This window comes from Flavobacterium sp. (genome assembly GCF_044339515.1).
Lineage (GTDB): Bacteria > Bacteroidota > Bacteroidia > Flavobacteriales > Flavobacteriaceae > Flavobacterium.
The window spans coordinates 16,900-39,248 of record NZ_JBIIVK010000017.1; the positions used below are offsets into that span (position 1 = coordinate 16,900).

At 35.0% G+C, this 22,349-nt stretch carries 16 protein-coding genes; 3 read left to right on the top strand and 13 right to left on the bottom strand.

Annotated features, from left to right (window positions below):
• Nucleotides 1–12 precede the first annotated feature (12 nt).
• The 4 genes from ACIQ0M_RS06475 to ACIQ0M_RS06490 form a co-directional block, all read right to left on the bottom strand.
• The gene (locus ACIQ0M_RS06475) at nucleotides 13–885 is read right to left on the bottom strand and encodes a succinate dehydrogenase cytochrome b subunit (protein ID WP_396150917.1); all 873 of its coding nucleotides are present in this window, start codon (nucleotides 883–885) and stop codon (nucleotides 13–15) included.
• 165 nt (nucleotides 886–1,050) lie between these two features.
• Nucleotides 1,051–1,932, bottom strand: a complete 882-nt coding sequence (locus ACIQ0M_RS06480; protein WP_396150919.1) for a hypothetical protein — start codon at nucleotides 1,930–1,932, stop codon at nucleotides 1,051–1,053.
• Nucleotide 1,933: 1 nt separating this feature from the next.
• On the bottom strand, nucleotides 1,934–2,842 hold the full coding sequence (locus ACIQ0M_RS06485; RefSeq protein ID WP_396150921.1) for a ChaN family lipoprotein: 909 nt from the start codon (nucleotides 2,840–2,842) through the stop codon (nucleotides 1,934–1,936).
• Complete coding sequence (locus ACIQ0M_RS06490) at nucleotides 2,829–5,645, bottom strand: WD40/YVTN/BNR-like repeat-containing protein (RefSeq protein ID WP_396150923.1); 2,817 nt, start codon at nucleotides 5,643–5,645, stop codon at nucleotides 2,829–2,831. The genes ACIQ0M_RS06485 and ACIQ0M_RS06490 overlap by 14 nt, the downstream gene beginning before the upstream one ends.
• Before the next feature lie 125 nt (nucleotides 5,646–5,770).
• On the opposite strand from ACIQ0M_RS06490, the gene ACIQ0M_RS06495 reads away from it, so the two are divergent.
• Complete coding sequence (locus ACIQ0M_RS06495; RefSeq protein ID WP_396150925.1) at nucleotides 5,771–7,063, top strand: aminopeptidase P family protein; 1,293 nt, start codon at nucleotides 5,771–5,773, stop codon at nucleotides 7,061–7,063.
• A 143-nt stretch (nucleotides 7,064–7,206) separates the two neighbouring features.
• Here ACIQ0M_RS06495 and ACIQ0M_RS06500 read toward each other — a convergent pair whose 3' ends face one another.
• The 3 genes from ACIQ0M_RS06500 to ACIQ0M_RS06510 form a co-directional block, all read right to left on the bottom strand.
• A complete protein-coding gene (locus ACIQ0M_RS06500) occupies nucleotides 7,207–7,749 on the bottom strand; it encodes an STM3941 family protein (protein ID WP_396150927.1) in 543 nt (180 codons plus the stop codon).
• Nucleotides 7,750–7,849: 100 nt separating this feature from the next.
• Nucleotides 7,850–8,173, bottom strand: coding sequence for a hypothetical protein (locus ACIQ0M_RS06505; RefSeq protein WP_396150929.1), 324 nt, complete (start codon nucleotides 8,171–8,173; stop codon nucleotides 7,850–7,852).
• Complete coding sequence (locus tag ACIQ0M_RS06510) at nucleotides 8,161–8,358, bottom strand: hypothetical protein (RefSeq protein ID WP_396150930.1); 198 nt, start codon at nucleotides 8,356–8,358, stop codon at nucleotides 8,161–8,163. The genes ACIQ0M_RS06505 and ACIQ0M_RS06510 overlap by 13 nt, the downstream gene beginning before the upstream one ends.
• Before the next feature lie 310 nt (nucleotides 8,359–8,668).
• On the opposite strand from ACIQ0M_RS06510, the gene ACIQ0M_RS06515 reads away from it, so the two are divergent.
• On the top strand, nucleotides 8,669–9,487 hold the full coding sequence (locus ACIQ0M_RS06515) for an alpha/beta fold hydrolase (RefSeq protein ID WP_396150932.1): 819 nt from the start codon (nucleotides 8,669–8,671) through the stop codon (nucleotides 9,485–9,487).
• A gap of 61 nt (nucleotides 9,488–9,548) precedes the next feature.
• On the opposite strand, the gene ACIQ0M_RS06520 is transcribed toward ACIQ0M_RS06515, so the two are convergent.
• The 4 genes from ACIQ0M_RS06520 to ACIQ0M_RS06535 all read right to left on the bottom strand — a co-directional run bounded on the left by ACIQ0M_RS06520 (nucleotide 9,549) and on the right by ACIQ0M_RS06535 (nucleotide 18,216).
• Entirely contained in the window at nucleotides 9,549–12,302 is a 2,754-nt protein-coding gene (locus ACIQ0M_RS06520; RefSeq protein WP_396150934.1) for a PD-(D/E)XK nuclease family protein, read from the bottom strand.
• Nucleotides 12,303–12,365: 63 nt separating this feature from the next.
• A complete protein-coding gene (locus ACIQ0M_RS06525; RefSeq protein WP_396150938.1) occupies nucleotides 12,366–13,757 on the bottom strand; it encodes an OmpA family protein in 1,392 nt (463 codons plus the stop codon).
• Between the two features lie 99 nt (nucleotides 13,758–13,856).
• Nucleotides 13,857–15,050: a glycine C-acetyltransferase gene (gene kbl / locus ACIQ0M_RS06530; protein WP_396150940.1), complete on the bottom strand. Its 1,194-nt coding sequence runs from the start codon at nucleotides 15,048–15,050 to the stop codon at nucleotides 13,857–13,859.
• A gap of 13 nt (nucleotides 15,051–15,063) precedes the next feature.
• Entirely contained in the window at nucleotides 15,064–18,216 is a 3,153-nt protein-coding gene (locus ACIQ0M_RS06535; RefSeq protein ID WP_396150942.1) for a UvrD-helicase domain-containing protein, read from the bottom strand.
• A 105-nt stretch (nucleotides 18,217–18,321) separates the two neighbouring features.
• On the opposite strand from ACIQ0M_RS06535, the gene ACIQ0M_RS06540 reads away from it, so the two are divergent.
• Nucleotides 18,322–18,927, top strand: coding sequence for a superoxide dismutase (locus tag ACIQ0M_RS06540; protein WP_396150944.1), 606 nt, complete (start codon nucleotides 18,322–18,324; stop codon nucleotides 18,925–18,927).
• Between the two features lie 430 nt (nucleotides 18,928–19,357).
• On the opposite strand, the gene ACIQ0M_RS06545 is transcribed toward ACIQ0M_RS06540, so the two are convergent.
• Together ACIQ0M_RS06545 and ACIQ0M_RS06550 are read right to left on the bottom strand one after the other, a co-directional pair.
• Nucleotides 19,358–21,256, bottom strand: a complete 1,899-nt coding sequence (locus ACIQ0M_RS06545) for an amidophosphoribosyltransferase (protein ID WP_396150946.1) — start codon at nucleotides 21,254–21,256, stop codon at nucleotides 19,358–19,360.
• 133 nt (nucleotides 21,257–21,389) lie between these two features.
• On the bottom strand, nucleotides 21,390–22,316 hold the full coding sequence (locus ACIQ0M_RS06550) for a PfkB family carbohydrate kinase (RefSeq protein ID WP_396150949.1): 927 nt from the start codon (nucleotides 22,314–22,316) through the stop codon (nucleotides 21,390–21,392).
• Nucleotides 22,317–22,349: the final 33 nt, after the last annotated feature.

Sequence of the window (22,349 nt, forward strand, 5' to 3'; positions counted from 1 at the left end):
TTCTGATGTTGATTATTTACTAAAATGAATAAACAGCGGGATAATGGCAAATAATAAGGGTACAATTACCGCAAAAGCTTTCCCTGCGAATTTGATGATTGGTGTCCATTTTGGACTATTTAATCCTAAGGATTGAAATGCACTTTGGAAACCATGCCATAAGTGGAAAGCTAAGACTGCCATTGAAAACACATAAAAAAGTGTAAAATACAAACCGTATTTCTTATCTTTAAAGAAGTCGAAAGTAATTTTATGTAAATCCTTGTAAAGTTCTCCCACTTTTACATTGGCTTGGACATTGTATAAATCCGTGCCATTTTTTATTTCCAATTGTTTTGGTGGTAGTCCGGCTTCAGGTTCTTTTTCTCCATGCAATTTTACCTGATCAACTTGATAATACTGACCAACAGCTCTTCCCACGTAATATTCACTCTTCATTCCGGGTGCAGGCTCAATTGTTTGAGTCATTAAAGGCATATTCTTATCAAAATGCATTTTTGCCCAGAAATTAATCATGTGTGTGGCAATAAACACTAATACCAATGTCCCCAAAACCGCCATATTTCTCGAAGCAAAACTACTATTGGCAGAAGGATTTGATTTTGCATAACCAACCGGTCGTGCTTTTTTGTTTTGAATCGCTAGAAGAATTCCATCAACAGCATGGAATAAAATTGAAATGTAAGTAAGATAAGAAAGAATTTTTACGGCCGGATTAGTAGTCATAAACAATGCATACTGATTAAATTGCAATTGACTATTTGGCATTAGTAATTGTAAATTACCCGCCAAATGACCTACTAAAAACAAGCATAAAAATAAACCCGTAAGAGCCATCCAATACTTTTTCCCGATGGATGACTTTAGAAGTGCAGATTTTGCCATAACGTTGTGTAAATAAATTTTTAAAAATTTCACACAAATTTACAGCTATTTAGTATTAACTACAACCTTTTCGTCTTTATTTAAAACGATTTTAAAGAAGGATTAACATGTGTTTAAAAAGGTACTCTTTGGAAGGTTAATATTCCCAAAAACATTAAACACTATTTACCGAATAAAACTCGGAATCATTCCTCGTATTCCCATATCAACAACACTTTCACCTACAGAAGGCTCATATTTACCGTCATTATTTACTTCTGTCCATTCAAAACTGTTGTTTATGGAAAGCGACAAGGTAACCACTACATCAGAAGTTTCATTACCGACTAAGGTTAAATTATTTTCAAATTTTCCCGTTACCACACAAGAACCTTGTGGAACAGGTGAAGTTTGAAACAAAGGATTAGGCACTGTTGTAGCTCCTGCAGGAGCTTGACCTGAAGTCATATATGGATGAGAATCCAACGCGAAAGCCCAATAACCTTGTAATTTATTTCCATTAACTGGAAAAACATTATTTCCTATGCTGTGAGTGCCGATATAAGTGTTATATCCTAAGAAGCTATCTAAAGTACCGCCGTACGTTGTACCCTGACTCAGTACCTGAATTTTTCCACTTTGGTAAGATAATGAAAGTCGCACCCATTCAAATGAACCTGCCATTTGTGGCGTGATGGGAATAGTTAAAAAAACCTCATTTTGACCTACTATTTTTGCCTGACTAAAATCAATTGCCATCGTTCCGCCTAAGTCGGTTTCAGGAGCATGATAAAGTACTTTTCCTTGACCTAATAAAGTGGTTGCCGACGGTGCCAATTCTAAATAATGTGCACTAATGTTCTTCATATCAGGTGTTTGAGTTGCATTTCCATCCGGAATAACCGAAGGTTGACCCAAGTTGTTTAATCGAATTTGATTGGGATCAAACTTAATTTTGATGATTAAATTAGCCGGCTCGGTAGCTCCGTCTTCGGAACTACACGAAAAAAATCCGTAACTAATTGCTAGGAGTAAAATTACAGATGATAATTTAATCAATTTGGTCATATTAGTAGGTTTTGGTCACATCTTCGTCTATAACGAGAATAAAGTCGGCTTTATTGTAATGTTCTTGTTCTAATTTAGTTAACTCTTTTTGTTCAACTGTAGCAATCGTAATAATTTTGGTGTCTTTACGGTATTGATTTACATACCAACTAATTCCTTCAAAAAAATCACTGTGATACGTTCCGTTATAATGCACAAAAACAGTGCCGCTTTTTAAGTTTTGAAAAATAAAATGAGCCATCGTTGCATCTTTAATAGCTTGAGCTTTTGGCATTTTTTCTCCGGCATGACCGCCCATCATTTCCAACATTTTTTGATAACTGGGTAAATTAATATCGAATGGAATTGGTAATGGGGCTATCCAGCTTTTTTCTTCGTCGGTTAAGTCATCTAAACCTGCAAAATCCTTTTTAAAAACAATACTGGCATACCGTCGTGGCACATTTGTAGCGATAAAAGGGAATTTTTTCGCTTTTGCAAAATCAACTAACGGTTTATAATCCGTTTTGTAGTTGTTCCACAAACGGGCTGTCGTATCAAACTTTTTTTGATCGATTTCGTCATTCAGGTATTGATTTAACTGCTTTTGATTATCGGCTTCAATCATTTCTGCACCTAAAATCAATGATTTTTTTTCGGCTAAATCTTTTGTGAATTCCAATTGTAGCCAATGCACAACAGAATTATCATGGTGTTCACCAAACAATACCAATTCTGATTTTTCCGCAGCTTTTAAAATCTTTTCATAAGAAGATTTTTTACCTTTTTTATCGAAAACTTGGTAGGGGGATTTGTTTTGGGAGAAGGAGGATGTTGATATTAATAGGATTAAAAACCTCACCCCCAACCCCTCTCCAAGGGAGAGGGGAGCGAGCGTGCTTAAAAGTTTATTTATTTTAATTTCTTTCATTTTTTATGATTTCAAAAGGTGTGGATTGTGAAATTTTTCCTTGAGTGATTTTGATTTGATATTTTCCTGGGATTAGGTATGTTTTTCCGTTTTTAGATTCGGTTAAAGTAACTTTTTTATCTTTTTTCTTCCACTTTTCAGCTCCGGTTTTTGAAATTTCAACGTCGTAGTTCCATTGATTTATTCCGACTGAAGCGGTTAGTTTTTCCTCAAATACAACAATTCCGTTTTCATGAATCACTTGAATAGTTACTTCACCTTGGTTTTTTACGAAATAATCTACGTCAATTTTGGGCTCATTGGCAGGCAGCCATTTACTCCAAGAGCTTCCCCAGAAGTTGGAATGAACGACATTATCAACTGTAAAAACTTTTAAATCAGCGGTTAAATTTTCATCATTCAATTGCTGAATTGATTTTAAATTCACTTTATAAATTGATCGTCCGTGTGTTCCAACCACTAAATCTTTAGCATCCGTTTGAATAACCATGTCGTGAACGGCAACCGGAGGCATTCCGTTATTGAAAGTTTGCCAATTTTTTCCTTGATCGAATGAAATATAAACACCATTATCTGAACCTAAATACAAAATATTCGGATTTACATTATCTTCCACTAAAACATTTACAGAAAGCGTTTCGAATTTCGGAGCAATGGAAGTCCATGTTTGTCCGTAATCATCGGAAAAATAGACATGCGGTTTAAAATCATCCCAACGATAACCATTCAAAGTGACATAAACACGTTCGTTTTTATGTATAGAAGCCACCACTCTGGAAACCCATAAATCTTTTGGAAAACTCGTTGAAATGTTCTGCCAATTCACACCGCCGTCTTTAGTCACATGAACCAAACCGTCATCACTTCCCACATAAATTACACCGAATTGTTGTTTGCTTTCGCTAATGGTGGTGAGCGTTCCATAGGCCACATTTCCCTCTTTTCCTCCTTGTGTTAAATCGGAAGAAATGGGTGTCCACGTTTCGCCTTGATCGAAAGAACGGTGCAAATACTGCGAACCCATATACAAAATATCTTGGTTATGAGAAGACAACAAAATCGGTGTTTGCCAATTGAATCGCAACGGTTTTTCGTCTTTTTTTGCTTTAGGCGAAATGTATTTGGTTTCTTTTTTACTTCTATCGATGCGATAATAATTCCCAAACTGAAAGCCGGTAAAAACGATGTCGGGATTTCTTCTGTCGATTTGTGTTTGCATCCCATCGCCTCCCATTAAACTTTCATAGGCATATTTTCCTTCTTGGTGCCATTCGACATCGTATTTGTAATTGCTTGGTCCAACCCAAACGCCGTTATCTTGCATCCCACCATAAATGTTATACGGTTTTTGATAATCTACATTTACCGAATAAAACTGGCTCACTCCGTGTGAATTGCATTTTACCCAATTGGCTCCATCATCATACGAAATATTCAATCCTCCGTCATTTCCGTTAATTAAATGCCCTGGCTTTTTCGGATTTATCCATACGATATGATGATCTAAATGAACATTTTCCCGATTGATGGAAACAAAGGTTTTTCCACCATCGTCTGACTTAATCAATGGTACACCACAAACATAAAGTTTATCAACATTAGATGGATCTACTGCTATTCGTCCGAAATAATAACCGTAAGTATAAAAGAAATCATCAATAAAATCGGTATGTGTTTTTTTCCATGTTTTTCCGCCGTCGATTGATTTATAGACTTCTGCACCGATCACTTCCGTTTCAAACAAGGCTTTGTTGGCATCAGAAATAACATTTTTCACCTCTTCCGGAAGCATCTCACCTTTACTAACCATGTTTTTAAGGTTTTGTGCACGATATTTCTCTGTAAGTCCGTGCTTTTTTAAAACCGTGTTGATTTCTTTATCAGAAATTTGCATAAAAACATCGCCCGGTACACTAAACATAGTTGGCAAAATGCTTTTCTTAACTTCGGTTTTGGGACGATTGAATTGATTGTCTAACACCGCATAGACAATTTGGTTATCAAATGCAGCCAAACCAATTCTGCCCACACCCTCTCCGGTAGGAAAACCACTTTCTGCCGTTGAAATCAATTTCCACGAATTTCCACCATCTTCACTTTTATAAATGCCGGAAGTAGAGCCGTTTCCTAAAAAATTCCAAGCTTTTCGATCTTTTTTCCAAGCTGCAGCATATTGAATATTAAAATTTTTTGGCGAAATTGAAATATCAATAATTCCGGTTTCATCATCAATATAAAGCGTTTGTTTCCACGAATTTCCGCCATCGGTTGATTTATAAATGCCTCTTTCGTTGTTTTTAGAATACAAATGTCCGGTGACAGCAACAATTATTTCATTTGGATTATTCGGATTAATTTCTATTTTTCCGATGTGATGACTGTCGGTTAAACCCATATTTTTCCATGTTTTTCCTTTATCAGAAGATTTTAAAATTCCGATTCCGGCATACGAAGAACGGGATGCATTGTGTTCACCGGTTCCCACCCAAATGGTTCCGGTTTTCCAATCTACCGCAATTTCTCCAATGTTTTGCGTTGGTGATGAATCCATGACTGGGTTAAAACTCATTCCGTTGTTGTTGGAATACCAGAGTCCGCCCGACGCATACGCCACATAAAATTCGATTGGATTGTCGGGATTTACATCTATATCTACCACCCTACCGCTCATGATGGTTGGTCCAACACTTTGAAAAGCAATGTTTTTTACGAGAGAATTTTCATTTGAAACTGAGTTATTTTGTGCCCAAGAAAAGGAAACAAAAAAGAAAAGCCAAACCAAACCGACGCGTTCTTTCTTCATTTGAATAAATTTAGTACGGAAAATTAGGCATAACTACGCTGTTGACAAAATTTTATCGTTGAATTAACAGCAAATCATTGTATTCTTACTAATTTTGATTTTTACACAATTTACATTTTCCCATTATGAAATACCATCCGATTGATCGTGATTTATACATCAAAAACCGAGCAAAATTTGTTGCTCAGATGAAGCCAAACAGTGTGGCGGTTTTTAATTCTAATGATATTTATCCGGTGAGTGCCGATACGACGTTGCCGTTTGCACAACATCGTGACATTTTATATCTATCAGGCGTTGATCAAGAAGAAAGTATTTTGCTTTTGTTTCCGGACGCACCTTATGCTCATTTGAAAGAAATTTTATTTCTACGAGAAACCAATGAACACATAGCCATTTGGGAAGGTGAAAAACTCACTAAAGACCGTGCTTTTGAAGTTTCGGGCATCAAAACGGTGTATTGGTTGAGTGATTTTCATAAGATTTTGAAAGAAGTGATGGCGTATGCCGATACAATGTACATCAACACAAATGAACATTATCGTGCCTCCATTGAAACGGAAACGCGTGAGGCTCGCTTTATCAAATGGTGGAAAGAAAATTATCCGGCTCACAAAGTGGAAAAAAGTAACCCGATTTTGCAGCGTTTACGTTCGGTGAAAGAAAGTGAAGAAATTGATTTGTTGCAAAAAGCTTGTGATTTGACTGAAAAAGGTTTTCGCAGAGTTTTATCTTTTGTGAAACCGAATGTCATGGAATATGAAATTGAAGCTGAATTTGCTCACGAATTCATCCGAAATCGTTCAAAAGGATTTGCCTATACGCCAATTATTGCTTCGGGAAATAATGCGAACGTTTTACATTATATTGAAAACAACCAACAATGCAAAGCAGGCGATTTGATTTTGTTGGATGTGGGTGCAGAATATGCCAATTATTCAAGTGATATGACGCGAACGATTCCGGTTTCAGGAAAATTTAATGACCGACAAAAAGTAGTTTACAATGCCGTTTTGAATGTGAAAAACGAAGCTACTAAACTTTTAGTTCCGGGAACGTTGTGGAAAGAATATCATATTGAAGTTGGTAAAATAATGACTTCAGAATTACTAAATTTAGGTCTGTTAGACAAAGCCGATGTGCAAAATGAAAATCCGGAGTGGCCGGCTTATAAAAAATATTTTATGCACGGCACCTCGCATCATTTGGGATTAGACACGCACGATTACGGATTGTTGCACGAACCAATGCAAGCCAATATGGTTTTTACGGTGGAGCCCGGTATTTATATCCCAAAAGAAGGTTTTGGTATTCGTTTGGAAGATGATGTAGTAATTCAAAAAAGTGGCGAACCGTTTAATTTGATGCGGAATATTCCGATTGAGGTGGAGGAGATTGAATCTTTAATGAATAGTTAAAAGAATATAGAAAATAGAGCATAGAAAATAGACAACTTGCAGGAATGTGGGTCGTTTTTTTGAACACAAATTATAGAAATTTTATGAATTATTTATTTACTTCAAAATGGATTTTTAGTTTAGATCTAATTTTAAAAAGTTAATTACCTACTAACTTTATTTCTTTTTTTATATATTAAAAAAGCTTCTTTTATTGCCATTTCTAATTCTTGAAAATTACACTCTAAATCTCCTGAATAAATGACATAGGGAGTTCCCATAGTATATTCATTTATTTTATAAAAAATATAACTCAACCCCTTCTCCTTAAACCTGCTTTTTTTTAAAAAAATTGCTATGTAGTTATTATAATTATACTTGATGGTACTTATTTCATTTATTTCTTCCCATCCTATAAACTTTTTTTTGTACAAAAAAAAACCATTAAATATACCATTAGCATCAATTTTCAAATATGCTTTACTCCCTATTACACTCTTAAAAACAACGAAAACACCCAAAAAACAAAATACAATACCAAACAAAGAAAACAAAACGACAATTTCTTTTGTACGAAGCAGAAAATAAGTGTGTTCACTAGGGTATTTTAAAAAATTGAACAACTGATACAGGATAAAACTTAACAAAAAAATTATTAAAATTTTTCTTGAATAATTAGTATTTCTTTTAAATATCGTAGACTCCATTTGATTTTTATTAAAATTAGTTTTTTTAACCACTGTAAATTAGTAATAAATAAAAACTCAATGCTGTTTTAAGAATAATCGCATCTAGGAGCGTAGCATTTTATAAATCATTTAGTTCTTTTACGTGGTTGTTGGTAAGATGGGTAATTAAGTAACGATTATTACTTTTTTCGAAGAATATATACCACGTTGTTCGGTTGTTTGGTTTATAAAAAGCGTAGAAAGAACCAAAATTTTTTAATTTTTTAGGCGTTTTTTTGTGAGGAAAATTATGTAATTCTCTTTCGATAAAAAAAGTTAGATTATCAACGTAAGTTGAAGCATATTCATAAAATGAGAAATACTCTTTTTCGAAAAGTAAATCGTTCAAATCATTAATAAAGTTTTCAATTTCAGGTAAATATTGAATACTTACTTTTTCCAAGGCAATGATTTTAGATGCTTTTTAGTTCTTTCTCTTAATTCATCTCCTGAAATACTTCTAGTCCATTCTTTTTCAAAATCAAAAGAAGTTTCTGATTTAATAACTTCAATTTTCTTAAGAATAGTAACATCTTCAATAGAATTAATCCATTTAATTAATTCAGATTTTTGTGCTGTTAAATTCATAGTTGTAAATTATTAGAAACAAAACTACTAAATTTTTTTGGTATGAAATAGATTAGCGATATAATTTTGAGTTAGTTAAAAATATATTTTTGCATTGCTTAACTTGATTTAATTATTAAAAGAATAATTAAATGGGTAGTTTTTTGTCCGCAAACTTGTCATTCCAACAAAGGAGGAATCTTACAATATAAATAGCTTGATGTGATTTCTCCTTCGTCGAAATGAGACAAAATCAATTGCGATAATTCTATTCATCTCAAAATTCCTTTTCTCAAAAATAGGATTTTAGTTTGGTAATAATTTACTTTGTATGCGTAACTTTTTAACATTAAACTTGAAACCTGAAACCAAATCCATCCTCTACAAAAACACCAAAATCAATTACACTGACATTGGAAAAGGAACGGCTATTGTGTTGTTACACGGCTTTTTAGAAAACCTTTCGATGTGGAATGCTTATGTGGATGAATTTTCAAAGAAAAACCGTGTCATTACAATTGATTTATTAGGTCACGGAGGAACTGAATGTTTAGGTTATATTCACACGATGGAAGATCAGGCGGATATGGTGCATCATGTGTTGCATGAACTCAAAATTAGGAAGGCAATTTTTATTGGGCATTCAATGGGCGGATATGTTGCGATGGCTTTCGCAGAATTGTATCCGGATAATGTAAAAGGTTTGATTTTACTCAATTCGACTTCGCGAGCCGATAGTGAGGAACGCAAAATAAATCGGGATCGAGCAATTTCAGCGGTTAAACAAAATTATACCGCTTTTGTTCGGATGAGTATTGCCAATTTATTTAGCGAAGATAATCGTGAACGTTTGGCTGAAAAAATTGAAGAAGTTCGTAATGAAGCTTTAAAAACGCCACTTCAAGGCATTGTTGCGGCATTGGAAGGCATGAAAATTCGCAACGACAGAGAGGTTTTGTTGCATTTTTCACCTTATCCTATTTTATTAATTTTAGGTAAAAAAGATGGTGTTTTAAACTACGAAGACAGTTTGGAACAAATTGAAAACACGAAAGTGGAATTGGTTTCCTTTCCGGATGGACACATGAGTCACATTGAAAATGAGGCAGGATTAAAAACGGTTTTGGTTAACTTTCTGAAAAAAATATAATTATTTTTTACCATATAAGTCATATAAGCCTTTTTTGCGTAAACTTATATGACTTATATGGTTATACTATTTTTTCTTCAAAAGGTAAATCAACATTTAAAATTTCATTTAGTAACACAATTAATTCGGTTTTAAAATCATTCAAAACAGAATCATCCACTAAATCGCTTACCAATTCTCTACCTTCTTTAATTTGAAAAGGCATAAATCCGGCCTTTAAATTTTTGAATGAAATAATGCCGACTTCCAATTCTGTATTTGGGAATTCCGTTTGAACCATGAAAGCATAACACAACAATTGAATGATTTTATCGTATTTAATGTCTTCGGTTAAGCCTTGCCAATGTTGAATGGCCAATCCGTTTTGCTCAACTTTTCCTGTTTTGTAGTCGATGATGCGGATTTTTCCGTTTCTCTGTTCAATTCTGTCCACATTTCCTTTTATTTTGATAGGAAAAGGTAAACGCTCATCAGTCAACATTTGTTCGAAATTTTGCTCTAAAAACAGTACTTTAACTGCATCACCTTGTTCGAGCAAACGCTTTTCGAGTTGAAGAAAATTAAAGACATTTCGCTTAGCTACTTCAAAAGCGAGTAGGTTTTTACCTTTGGTAATTTCGCCCTCTTTGTAAACGTATTTGAACTGTTTTAAAACTTCTTCATTGGCTAATTGCAACATGTTTTCAATGGTAGAAACACTTAAAAAAGTATTCAAATAAGGTTTATATAATTCTTCCAAAGCACCGTGAATGATGGTTCCGAGTGTATTGACGGCAATATTTTCTTCCACCTCATCCACTTCGGAGATTCGTAAAATTCGTTGAAAATAAAACTGAATGGGGTTGCGGATATATGTTGTTAAAGTTGATGGTGAAAATCCATTTTCTGCCATTTCTTTCAATCGTTCCATGACCAAATCAGACTTTTCCACTTGAATGAGTTGTCTGGCTTTTTCCGGTAAATAGGCATTATATATTTGATGTGACAACGTATGATTAGGTTGCTTTTCCACTTCTAATTGCGTGATAAAACGGCTTTTTTCGCCGGCATCGATTCCTTCTGACTCGGTATTGTAAAGTAGATAAACGTTTTTTGCTCTTTGCAACAAGTGATAGAAATGATAGGTGTAAATAGCATCTTTTTCTTTGAATGTCGGTAAACCTAATTCTCGTTTTACATCCAACGGAATAAAGGAATTTTGCGACTTTCCGGCTGGAAAAACGCCTTCATTCATAGAAGTAATAATGACTGTTTCAAAATCGAGCACGCGGCTTTCTAAAACACCCATGATTTGCAATCCTTGAAGTGGTTCACCTTCAAAAGAAACTTCAGCTAAATCGATAATTTGTTTGTAAAGGGAAAACAGCCCTTCAATGGAAGTAATATGGTTGTGTTGTTCACAGTAAGTTGAAAGCTTATTAATCACCTTAAAAATCGCGTATACAAAGCTGTTGGTTAACTTATCACTGGTTGCTTCACTTAACAAATAGTGCCTAATTTGCAGTAGAATCGATGAAATTCTTTCTAAAACAAGAACTGGATTAGCTTCCCATCTTTGAAATAAAAGTGCAAAAAATTCATTTTCTGTTTCGCAAAACTCGAGTAATTTTGAATGAGTGATGAATGTATAATTATTTTCATTAATTTTCTTTACGACTGATTTTGCTTTTGCGAAAGGTTCTACAAGCGGATTTTGAAGTACTTCCAACACATCTTTATAATAGAAAACATAACTGGTTTGGCTTCGGTTAAATGCATTTTGATGCATTTTGAACAGTTTGGAAACCAACAATTGTGCAGGATTGTTTTTCCCGGAATAACCCATGGTGATGTTAAGATGCGAAACCGATTCCGGTAAGGAATGCAAAAGCGGAATCAGCATGTTTTCTTCTCCTAAAACAATTGCTATATTTTCAAGCTTTTGTTCGGATGAAATAGTTTCAATGATTTCTCCAACCAATTTCGCCTGACCAATCGTTTTGGGCGTTCCCATGATTTGGATATTCTTATGATCCTTAAATTCATTGAACAACCATTCGTATGGATTTGATTTGTAATGCGGCCAAGACTTCTTGATTTTTCTGGCAAACAAACCGGCATCGTGGTAGGGATCATTGAGAAAAGTTTCTTCCACATCCCACAAAACATCTGCTTTTTCAACAGAAAGTAAATGTTGGAATATTTTTACTTCGGCTTGATTCAATGCGTTGAATCCGGCAAAAACAATTTTATTATTGATGGAGTTTGAGAAAAAGTTTAAATTTTCAACTGCCTCTCTATAAATCAACCCTTGATAACCAATTCCTTTAGAAAGCAAATGCTTATAAAAAGCATCATAATACAACGGCATATTTTCCCAAAACAAAAGATAATTTTCAATTAATTTGGTCTTGTCTTGTGGTTCAAGATTCCATCTTTTGATGGCTTCAATATCTTTTAAATACGAAAAAACGTGAGTAGGTTCTAATAGATAGCGATCAATTTCATTAAAATCTTGTAATAATGTTTTTCCCCAATTGGAAAACTGTTCAAAGGGTTGCTGTTCTTTTTCGGTTAAACTGATGTAAACATTATAGAATTCGAATAACAATTCAACGGAATCTACCGAACGTATTCCTGCAATGTCTTGAATAAAGTCTTCGATACTGATAATTTTGGGAGCAAAACTGTTTTGTTGAATTTCATTTTTAAGTTCTTCCAATAAGAAAACTTTTGCTCTTTTATTGGGCATAACAACAACTAATTCCTCAATTCTAGCTGAATAATTAGCAACGATATGCTTTGCAAGTAACGATAAAAAAGAAATTGACTTCATGTTATAAAAATAAAAAAACGCCCCGATAAATCGGAGCGTTTCTTCAATTATTTAAAAAAGAAATTATTTAATAACAACAACTTCTGTTCTTCTGTTTTGTGCTCTACCTGCAGCTGTTTTGTTATCAGCAACCGGTTTAGATGGACCGAAACCTTCAGACTCTAATCTAGAAGCGGCAACACCATTCGCTATTAGGTAATCTTTAACTGCAGCAGCTCTTTCTTTAGAAAGTCTCTCATTTGTAGCTAATTTACCAGTGCTATCTGTGTGACCTTCAATTCTGAATCTTGCATGAGAGTACTCATTCATTACATTTTTGATTGAAGCTAAGGTTTCAAATGAACTCGATTTGATTGTAGATTTACCAGTGTCAAACAAGATTGATTTAGCGAAATCATTTAATTGTTTTACAACTTCAGCGGAAACCTCAGGACAACCATTATTTGCAACAGTTCCTTTTACATCTGGACATTTGTCATCTTTGTCAAGAACTCCGTCACCATCTCTATCTGGCCATGGACATCCTTTGTTTTCTCTTGGTCCTTTTTCGTTTACACAAGAATCATCTTTATCAGCGATTCCGTCTCCGTCTGTGTCAGGACAACCTTTTAATGTTTTTAAACCGGCAACTTCTGGACACTCATCATCTTTGTTAGGCACTCCGTCTCCATCAGTATCAGGACATCCTTGGAATTCAGCTAAACCAAATTCATCAGGGCATGCATCATCACCATCAATGATTCCGTCACTATCTCTATCTGGACATCCGTTAAACTGTTTTAAACCAGCAACTTCCGGGCAAGCATCGTCTTTATCATAGATTCCGTCACCGTCTGTATCTTTGCCTCCAAATTTGAAAGTAAGACCAGCGAAGTGTTGTAAATGAGCAGGCATAACAGTTCTGTCATCCTCGAAAGAATGCTTGTATGTAGATCTTACTGAAAGACCAACCACTTCTGAGAACCAAAAGTTAAACCCTAAACCTCCGTTCACTGTTCCGGCACTGTTATCACCTAAGAAAGTATAACCTCCACCAATGTGTAAAACTGGCTCAATAAATTTGAAGTAAGTCCCTACACTGTAGTTGATAGTACCATCAACAGCGTAATACATTTCATCAATATCTGTAACAACATAATCTCCATTATTAAGTGGCGATTTTTCTGTTACAAATTTGTCAATCTTGTTAAAAGATCCAGTAACTCCGAAAGAGAAATTATCTCCTACGTGTCTTGATACTGTAATGTAAGATACTGAAGGAACAACGTTCCAAAAATCATTTGCGTTAAAATATTCAGAAAACTGATTTTTAACACTTTCGGCAGCACTAACTCTACCTCCGTCAACGGCATTTGCTCCAAAAGAGATTGCCCATGGGTTGTTACTATCCTGAGCTTGAGAACTTAGTCCTGCAAACATAAAGATAGCGACAACTAATTTGTTAAGATGTTTCATACTTGATTTGTTTTGATTACAATACATTGTTAATTGATGCAAAAATAAGTTGTTTTCCTTTAACTACAAAACTTAATGTTAAAAATATTAATAAGAAAACTAGATGACATTCAACAACCTACCTACTTTTATGAACGCTGCAATAGCTTTATCGAGGTGTTCCTTGTTGTGAGCTGCAGAAAGTTGTACACGAATTCTTGCTTTATCTTTAGGAACTACGGGAAAGAAAAAGCCAATTACATAAACGCCTTCTTTTAGCAATTCTTCAGCCATTTGTTGTGACAATTTTGCATCATAAAGCATAACGGGAACAATAGCAGAGTCTCCATCGACAATATCAAATCCGGCTGCCTTCATTCCTTTTTTGAAATAATTGGTATTCCATTCCAATTTATCACGAAGGGTGGTATCTTTTTCAAGTAATTCAAAAACCTTTAAAGAAGCTCCAACGATTGATGGTGCTAAGGAATTTGAAAACAAATAGGGTCTGGAACGTTGTCTTAACAGTTCAATAATTTCTTTTTTGGCTGTGGTATAACCGCCCATGGCTCCGCCTAAGGCTTTTCCGAGTGTTCCGGTGATGATATCCACACGACCCATTACACCTTTTGCTTCCAATGTACCTTTTCCTATTGCTCCTATGAAACCGGCAGCGTGACATTCATCCACCATCACCATCGCATCATATTTATCGGCTAAATCACAAATTTTATCCAACGGAGCTACTAAACCGTCCATCGAAAAAACACCATCGGTTACAATTAATTTAAAACGTCTTCCTTCTTGATTGGCTTTGATTAATTGTTGTTCCAACTCATTCATGTTGTTGTTTTCGTAACGATAACGAGCCGCTTTACACAATCGAACACCATCGATAATAGAAGCATGATTTAAACTATCCGAAATAATGGCATCTTCTTCACCTAACAAAGGTTCAAAAACACCACCATTAGCATCAAAAGCAGCAGCATATAAAATCGTATCTTCTGTGCCGTAGAATTCTGCTATTTTTTGTTCTAATTGTTTGTGAATATCTTGTGTTCCGCAAATGAATCGCACCGACGACATTCCGAAACCATGAGAATCCAACGCATCTTTAGCTGCTTGAACCACCTCAGGATGTGAAGAAAGTCCTAAATAATTATTCGCACAAAAATTCAATACTTTTTCGCCAGTTGAAATGGTGATTTCCGCTCCTTGGGGCGAAGTAATGATGCGTTCTTTTTTAAACAATCCGTTTTGTTGAATTGTGTCTAATTCGTTTTGTAAATGGTGTTGTATTTTACCGTACATGTTGTTTTATTTTTTACAAAGTTACTATTTCCAATGTTTCGCCAATATAAACCAGTGCTTTTTTAACGACTTTAAAACCCATATTTTGCAAAGCAACTTCGTATATTTCTACTTGTTTATGATGTTTAGCGAGCGGTTCTCCTGTTTTATAATCGAGAATCATTGCTTGATTTTGACGATTAATTACAATCCGATCGGGTTTTACGATGTTATCTTCCTTGCGTAAAATAATCTGTTCATTCAATATTTTATTCGACTCATCAAAAAAGATGGATAATTCCGGATGAAAACAAATTTGAGTAATAATCGACGAAACAGCTTCTTTTTGGCTCAAAGCAATAATTCCATTTTCCAATGCTTTTGTAACTGCCAAATCAGTATCATTTTTGGTTTGGATATAGGATAATATTTCGTGAATCACATTGCCATATTCAATTGCTTTCTGTTGATGAGTTCCCCACATCAAACTTTCTCGATGAGCAATTTTAATTGAATTTGGATTGAGATTTTTCTCTACCAAAGTAATCGGAATTAACTCTTGAACTTTTTTACTTTCGTTTGAAACTTTTTCAGCAATTCCCCATTCATAGACTTTCTTTTGCGAATCGAATAAATTATTGTCTTGTAAAAAAGTGAGAAAGAAAGTTGACATGTTGTTGGAAACAATTTCTCCTTTGGAAGTCAAATTCATACTCGAAATAATGTGAAGTTGCTCCTCTGCTCTGGTTAATGCTACATAAAGAATATTGATGTTGTCCAGCAATTCTTCTTCCTTTTTTTGATGATACACCGCTGCTGCCGATTCGCCAAATTCTTCTACATTTTTATTGTTATCAATTAAAACTTTTGGCAATTCAATTAAATTAGATTCGGGTTCAATCCACAATTTATCTTTGGGTGAATTGGTATAACTTTCTTCGGCAAACGGAAATATAACGACCGGAAATTCCAATCCTTTTGATTTGTGAATGGTCATAATCCGAATGGCATTATTTCCTTCCGGCGATGGAATGCTAAATTTGGCACTATTATTATCCCAGTATTCTAAAAAATCTGAAATTCCGCTTTGGTTTTTACTATCTCTATCCAAAACCCTATCCAGAAAATCTTGGATATAAGCATTTGATTCTTTGGGTTTTATGAAAGTTCTGATGATCGTTTCAACCGCTTCATACAGCGATTTTTTTCTAATTTGTTGAAACGAAAAAGATAAATCTAACGAAGTTAACCAATTTTCTAAATCAATTTCCAAGTCAAATTCCATCCCTTTCCCCACAAAATCATGGGTTGGCATTTCTTGCTGAAGATTTTTGGCAACATAATATAAAAAATGTGCTTTTGATTCTTTATCAGCCCCGTTTTTTAAAAATCGCAACAGTGAAATAATCAAATTTACATCGGATGAATTTTGCAACAACAGTGATTCAGACGAAACAATCGGAATACTTTTTTCGGTTAAAAAAGCAGCAATTTTAACTCCGGGATCTTTTTTTCGGGTTAGAATAACGATATCACGATACGAAAATCCTCTTGCTTTTAATTCTTCGATAGTTTGAAGAATGGCTTCTAAATACAAATCATCTTTTTCAACCTCATCATCCCATTCTGATTTGGATGGAATGAAAGACAGTTTCACATAACCACCTTTTTTATCGTTTTCCTTCTGACGGCTGTGATTTTCATACAAATCTTTATAATCCGGATGCTCAAAACTATAGGCCAAAAAGGCAAAAAACTGATTATTAAAATCGATAATTTGGCTATAACTTCGCCAGTTGGTATCTAAATGAAAAAGTTCTTTTTCAGGATTCACAAAAGGGTTTTCAGCTTTACTTAATTCGATAAATTGCTCTGCTTTTCCACCTCGCCAACGGTAAATCGACTGTTTTGGGTCGCCCACAATCATCAACGAACCTCTTTCTTGGTTTAAATCTTCGCTGGACAAAGCATTATCAATCAACGGAATCAAATTTTCCCACTGCATTTGCGATGTATCCTGAAATTCATCTATAAAAAAATGTTTATACCGTTCGCCCATTCGTTCATAAATAAAAGGAGCCGGTTGGTTTTGAATTTCGTTGTGAATGATGGCATTGAATTCTGAAATCGATAAAATATTTTGCTCTTCTTGAATTTTATCCAATTCCTGACTTACTCGATTTAAAAGTGATAAGGGTGTGATGTTTTTCAAAAAAGCCAAATACAACATATATTCTTTAATGGAAGAATGTATCAAACTGAAAAATTGAAGTAATTCCGTTGAAATTAAATCAACCGCATCTTTTTGCGATTGAGGAATGGATTTGGAATAGCGATTTCCATCTGCTAAATACTCTTCAATTTTAGCATTGTTGATAATTTCGCCTTGAGCGGTTTTTGTAAAATAATTAAAAACTACACCTCTAGTAAATGATTTGGCATCCAATTGATTTGAATGAATTAGTTGCACTGCTTTTTGTCCTGCTACCAAACACTCTTTTTCAATGGTTCTAATTTTTTCAAGCACATTTTTCTTCAAATCAATAAATTCCTGAATCTGCTTGTCTTTAAAGTGAACTATTTCGTTTCGATTGTTTTCATTGGTCAACAGCTTCGAAATTTCTTTAATGTCACGGGTAACATCCCACGATTTGTCATCGTCTGTTTTTTCTAAGGTGAAATCTACCAGCAAACGTGTGAGCATTTCATCATCACCTGCTTGAGCAATAATGGCATCGATAGCTTCTTGCAAGAGATTATCGGTTTCCAACGAAACTTCAAAAGTGGAGGGCAAATTCAAATCGTGTGCAAACGTTCGAATGACTTTGTGCGTAAACTTATCGATTGTTGAAATATCAAAAGCAGCATAATTGTGAATAATATTTCGAATAATGGCTTTCGATTTTTGTTTGATTTCCTGGACGGACAATCCGGTTTCTAAAACAATTGCATTCATCACCGCCATTCCTTTGGCATTTGGTTCGTCTGCGGCAAATTGCGACAAGGTTTCAACCACTCTGGATTTCATTTCACCTACAGCCTTGTTGGTAAATGTGATAGCCAATATATTTTTATAGGCATCTTCTTTTTTGGATAATAGAATAATTTTTAAATATTCTTTCACCAAAGTAAAGGTTTTACCTGAACCGGCAGAGGCATCGTAGATTGAAAAAGCGGGTCTATTCAAGGCTATAATTTAAATTAATACAACAATAACGAAATAGAATTTCCTTTTCCAAAGTTAAATGATTAAATTTGAAGCTCATTATTGTTAAACGTAAAAAATATAATTATGTCATTTGAACTACCAAAATTACCTTATGCATACGATGCATTAGAGCCACATATTGATGCCAGAACGATGGAAATTCATCATTCAAAACACCATGCTGCCTACACCAATAACCTAAATGCGGCTATTGAAGGAACAGATATGAATGGCAAAACAATTGAAAATATTTTAATTAATTTAGACAAAACCAATGCGGCTGTTCGTAACAATGGCGGTGGTTTTTATAATCACAATTTGTTTTGGACAGTAATGTCTCCTAGCGGAGGCGGTGAACCATCAGGAGAACTAGCCGAAGCCATTGAAAGAGATTTTGGCACTTTTGCAGAATTTAAAGCTAAGTTTTCTAAAGCTGGAGCCACTCAATTTGGTTCAGGTTGGGCTTTTTTGTGTGTGAAAGACGGTAAATTAGAAGTTTGCGGAACTCCAAACCAAGACAACCCTTTAATGCCGGGTGTTGGTTGTGGCGGAACACCTATTTTAGCCATGGATGTTTGGGAGCATGCTTACTATTTAAATTATCAAAATAGAAGACCGGACTACATTGAAGCATTCTTTAACGTAATTAATTGGGAAGAAGTTTCAAGAAGATTTGCCATAGAAAAATAAAAAAGTTCTATTCAATCAAAAAAAGCGACATTCTAACGAGTGTCGCTTTTTTTATGTAAAAATAAAAAGGTGGAATTTCTTCCACCCTTTTGCCCCAAATCTACCATAAACTTAACCGTGCGTACTATGGTAAGTACAAATGTACAACGGTTTTTAGTAAGAAACTATTGTATGATAAAATAAATTTTAACAATTAGGGAATAAAGGGTACATTATAGGTTTATATGGGTTTTTGGTTGGGTTTTAAAAGTGATTATTAGCCATTATAAAATAAAAAAGGTACGCATAGCGTACCCTTTTTGCCCCAAATCTACCATAAACTTAACCTACTAATGCTATGGTGAAACAAATGTATATTAACACTTTTTTGTTAACAAATAAATTAGATGAAATGCATCAAAAATCGTTAAAAGGCAAAAAATACTTCACTTTAGTAAGCTCTTGCGTCTTTTCCTTCGTAGAAATTCATGAAAGCACGGTTTACCACACGGTTTCCGCCGGGTGTTGGATAGTCTCCGGTGAAATACCAATCGCCTAAATTTTTAGGACAAGCAATGTGCAGATTATCTACGGACTGAAAGATAATTTTGACTTCTGCTTTTGTATCCGATGAACATAACATTTCGGCAATTTTATCTGAAACTTGCTGGTCGGTAAACGGTGCATAAATTTCTTTGACATAATTTACAATTTCTCCGTCTTTGAATTTCTCTTGAAGCTTGCACTTTTTATACACCTCATCAATAATATGATATTGATTGTTTTCTTTTAATAATTCTAAAACAGCTCTAAAGGCCACCAATCCTTCTAATTTCGCCATATCGATACCGTAACAATCCGGATAACGAATTTGTGGAGCCGATGAAACAATGACAATTCGTTTTGGATTTAATCGATCCATCATACGAATAATACTTTTCTTTAATGTTGTTCCGCGAACGATACTATCGTCGATGATTACTAAATTATCTTCCGGTTTGATTACGCCATATGTTACATCATACACGTGAGCTACTAAATCATCACGGCTGCTGTCTTCTGTAATAAACGTTCGCAATTTCGCATCTTTAATCGCTACTTTTTCGGTTCTGATTTTTACCGAAAGAATTTCCTCTAACTTTTCCTTCGTTAACGTTTTTCGGTTGGTAAGAATGTATTTGTTTTTCCGTTGATTCAGAAAATCCTGAGCGGCTTCCACCATTCCATAAAAAGAAGTTTCAGCTGTGTTTGGAATGTATGAAAAAACAGTGTTGTCAGTATCGCTTTCAATAGCATCCAAAACGGCAGGAAGAATTAATTTTCCAAGCATTTTTCTTTCTCTGTAGATTTCGGCGTCGCTTCCTCTGGAAAAATAAATGCGTTCAAAAGAACAGGCTTTCTTTTCCAACGGCTCCAAAATTTGTTCTAACGAAAAGCTTCCGTTTTTCTTTACAATCAACGCTTTCCCTGGCTCTAATTCTTGCACTTTTTCGAAAGATACATTGAAAACCGTTTGAATTACCGGTCTTTCCGATGCAACCACCACGATTTCATCGTCTTCGTAAAAATACGCCGGACGAATTCCGGCAGGATCACGAAACACAAATGCATCTCCGTGACCTAACAAACCGGCCATGGCAAAACCACCATCCCAATTTTTAGAAGCTTTTCGTAAAATTTTAGCAATGTCTAATTTTTCGGCAATCACCGGAGAAGCTTCTCTTTTAGATAAACCGTTGTTTTTGCATTCCTGATATAAATCGGTTACTTCATCATCTAAAAAATGACCGATTTTTTCCATTACAGTAACGGTGTCGGCTAATTCTTTTGGGTGCTGACCCAATTCAACCAAATTGTCAAAAAGTTCTTTCACATTGGTCATGTTGAAATTTCCGGCTACTATCAGATTTCGGTGCATCCAATTATTTTGACGAAGAAATGGATGAACACTTTCGATACTGTTTTTTCCAAACGTGCCATAGCGAACGTGCCCTAAAAATAATTCTCCGATATATGGAATATTTTCTTTCTGCCAATCCACATCATTTTGAAATTCAGGATTATTGGCTAAATCATCATTAATCCGCTCATTAATTTGAGCAAAAATATCTTGAATCGGCTGTGCTTTATTGGAACGAACCCGGCTGATGTAACGCTGTCCAGGTTCTACATCAAATTTGATACTGGCAAAACCGGCACCGTCTTGTCCGCGGTTGTGCTGCTTTTCCATCAAAAGATACATTTTTTGTATCCCGTAAAAAGCAGTTCCGTATTTGTCTTTGTAATACTGAAGCGGTTTTTTTAATCGTAATAAGGCAATTCCGCATTCGTGTTTTAAGTTGTCACTCATTGTTGTTGTTTAGTTGTGTTGTTATTTTAACCGCAGATTCGCGAATTTTATTACTCTTTTGTTTGACAAAAAAATTTGCGAATTTGCGGTGTTTTTTAATAAAAAAAGCCTCGAAATTTCGAGGCACACTATTTTATTCTAATTCGATGTCAAATTGAGTTAACGCTCTAAATTGTTTCAAGCGGTCATATACTTCTTCTTTTTCAAGGTCAAGCATTCGCTCGGTTCCAAATTTTTCTACACAAAAAGAAGCTAAGTTAGAACCATAAATGATAGCATTTTTCATGTTGCCAAACGAAATGTTTTCGCTTTGAGCAATGAATCCTGAAAATCCACCTGCAAACGTATCGCCTGCTCCGGTTGGATCAAATACTTCTTCTAATGGCAAAGCCGGTGCAAAGAAAATCTCTTTTCCTTGGAACAACAAGGCTCCGTGTTCTCCTTTTTTAATTACTACATATTTTGGTCCCATCGTATGGATTTTGGCAGCTGCTTTCACCAATGAATATTCACCGGATAGTTGACGGGCTTCTTCATCGTTAATGGTAATTACATCTACGCGTTTCATCACTTCATGTAATTCAGCTAATGCACAATCCATCCAGAAATTCATGGTGTCCAATACAACTAACTTTGGTTTAGCGGTCATTTGGTCTAACACACTGATTTGAACCATTGGGTGCAAGTTGCCTAACATTACTACATCTGCATCTTTGAATTCAGCAGGTACTTTCGGTTGAAAATCGGCCAACACATTTAACTCTGTAACTAACGTATCTCTTGAATTCAAATCATTATGGTAGCGACCGCTCCAGAAGAACGTTTTGCCTCCTTTTACAATTTCAATTCCGGAAATATCGATGTCTCTATCGGATAATAAATCTAAGTATTCTTGCGGAAAATCTTCTCCCACAACGGAAACAATCGCCGATTTTACATTAAAAAAAGAAGCTGACAAGCCAATAAAAGTAGCGGCTCCGCCTAAAATTTTGTCGGTCTTCCCGAAAGGTGTTTCAATCGCATCAAAAGCAACCGTTCCTACGATGAGTAGTTTGTTCATGGATTATGGTTTGAAATAAGGTGCAAAGATACG

Excerpts from the sequence above, each read along its gene's own strand:
- ACIQ0M_RS06515 (WP_396150932.1), top strand. The coding sequence starts at position 8,669 with ATGCGTAACTTTTTAACATTAAACTTGAAACCTGAAACCAAATCCATC.
- ACIQ0M_RS06510 (WP_396150930.1), bottom strand. The coding sequence starts at position 8,358 with ATGAATTTAACAGCACAAAAATCTGAATTAATTAAATGGATTAATTCT.
- ACIQ0M_RS06485 (WP_396150921.1), bottom strand. The coding sequence starts at position 2,842 with ATGAAAGAAATTAAAATAAATAAACTTTTAAGCACGCTCGCTCCCCTC.
- ACIQ0M_RS06495 (WP_396150925.1), top strand. The coding sequence starts at position 5,771 with ATGAAATACCATCCGATTGATCGTGATTTATACATCAAAAACCGAGCA.
- ACIQ0M_RS06475 (WP_396150917.1), bottom strand. The coding sequence starts at position 885 with ATGGCAAAATCTGCACTTCTAAAGTCATCCATCGGGAAAAAGTATTGG.
- ACIQ0M_RS06550 (WP_396150949.1), bottom strand. The coding sequence starts at position 22,316 with ATGAACAAACTACTCATCGTAGGAACGGTTGCTTTTGATGCGATTGAA.
- ACIQ0M_RS06540 (WP_396150944.1), top strand. The coding sequence starts at position 18,322 with ATGTCATTTGAACTACCAAAATTACCTTATGCATACGATGCATTAGAG.
- ACIQ0M_RS06545 (WP_396150946.1), bottom strand. The coding sequence starts at position 21,256 with ATGAGTGACAACTTAAAACACGAATGCGGAATTGCCTTATTACGATTA.
- ACIQ0M_RS06480 (WP_396150919.1), bottom strand. The coding sequence starts at position 1,932 with ATGACCAAATTGATTAAATTATCATCTGTAATTTTACTCCTAGCAATT.
- kbl (WP_396150940.1), bottom strand. The coding sequence starts at position 15,050 with ATGTACGGTAAAATACAACACCATTTACAAAACGAATTAGACACAATT.
- ACIQ0M_RS06520 (WP_396150934.1), bottom strand. The coding sequence starts at position 12,302 with ATGAAGTCAATTTCTTTTTTATCGTTACTTGCAAAGCATATCGTTGCT.
- ACIQ0M_RS06500 (WP_396150927.1), bottom strand. The coding sequence starts at position 7,749 with ATGGAGTCTACGATATTTAAAAGAAATACTAATTATTCAAGAAAAATT.
- ACIQ0M_RS06490 (WP_396150923.1), bottom strand. The coding sequence starts at position 5,645 with ATGAAGAAAGAACGCGTCGGTTTGGTTTGGCTTTTCTTTTTTGTTTCC.
- ACIQ0M_RS06525 (WP_396150938.1), bottom strand. The coding sequence starts at position 13,757 with ATGAAACATCTTAACAAATTAGTTGTCGCTATCTTTATGTTTGCAGGA.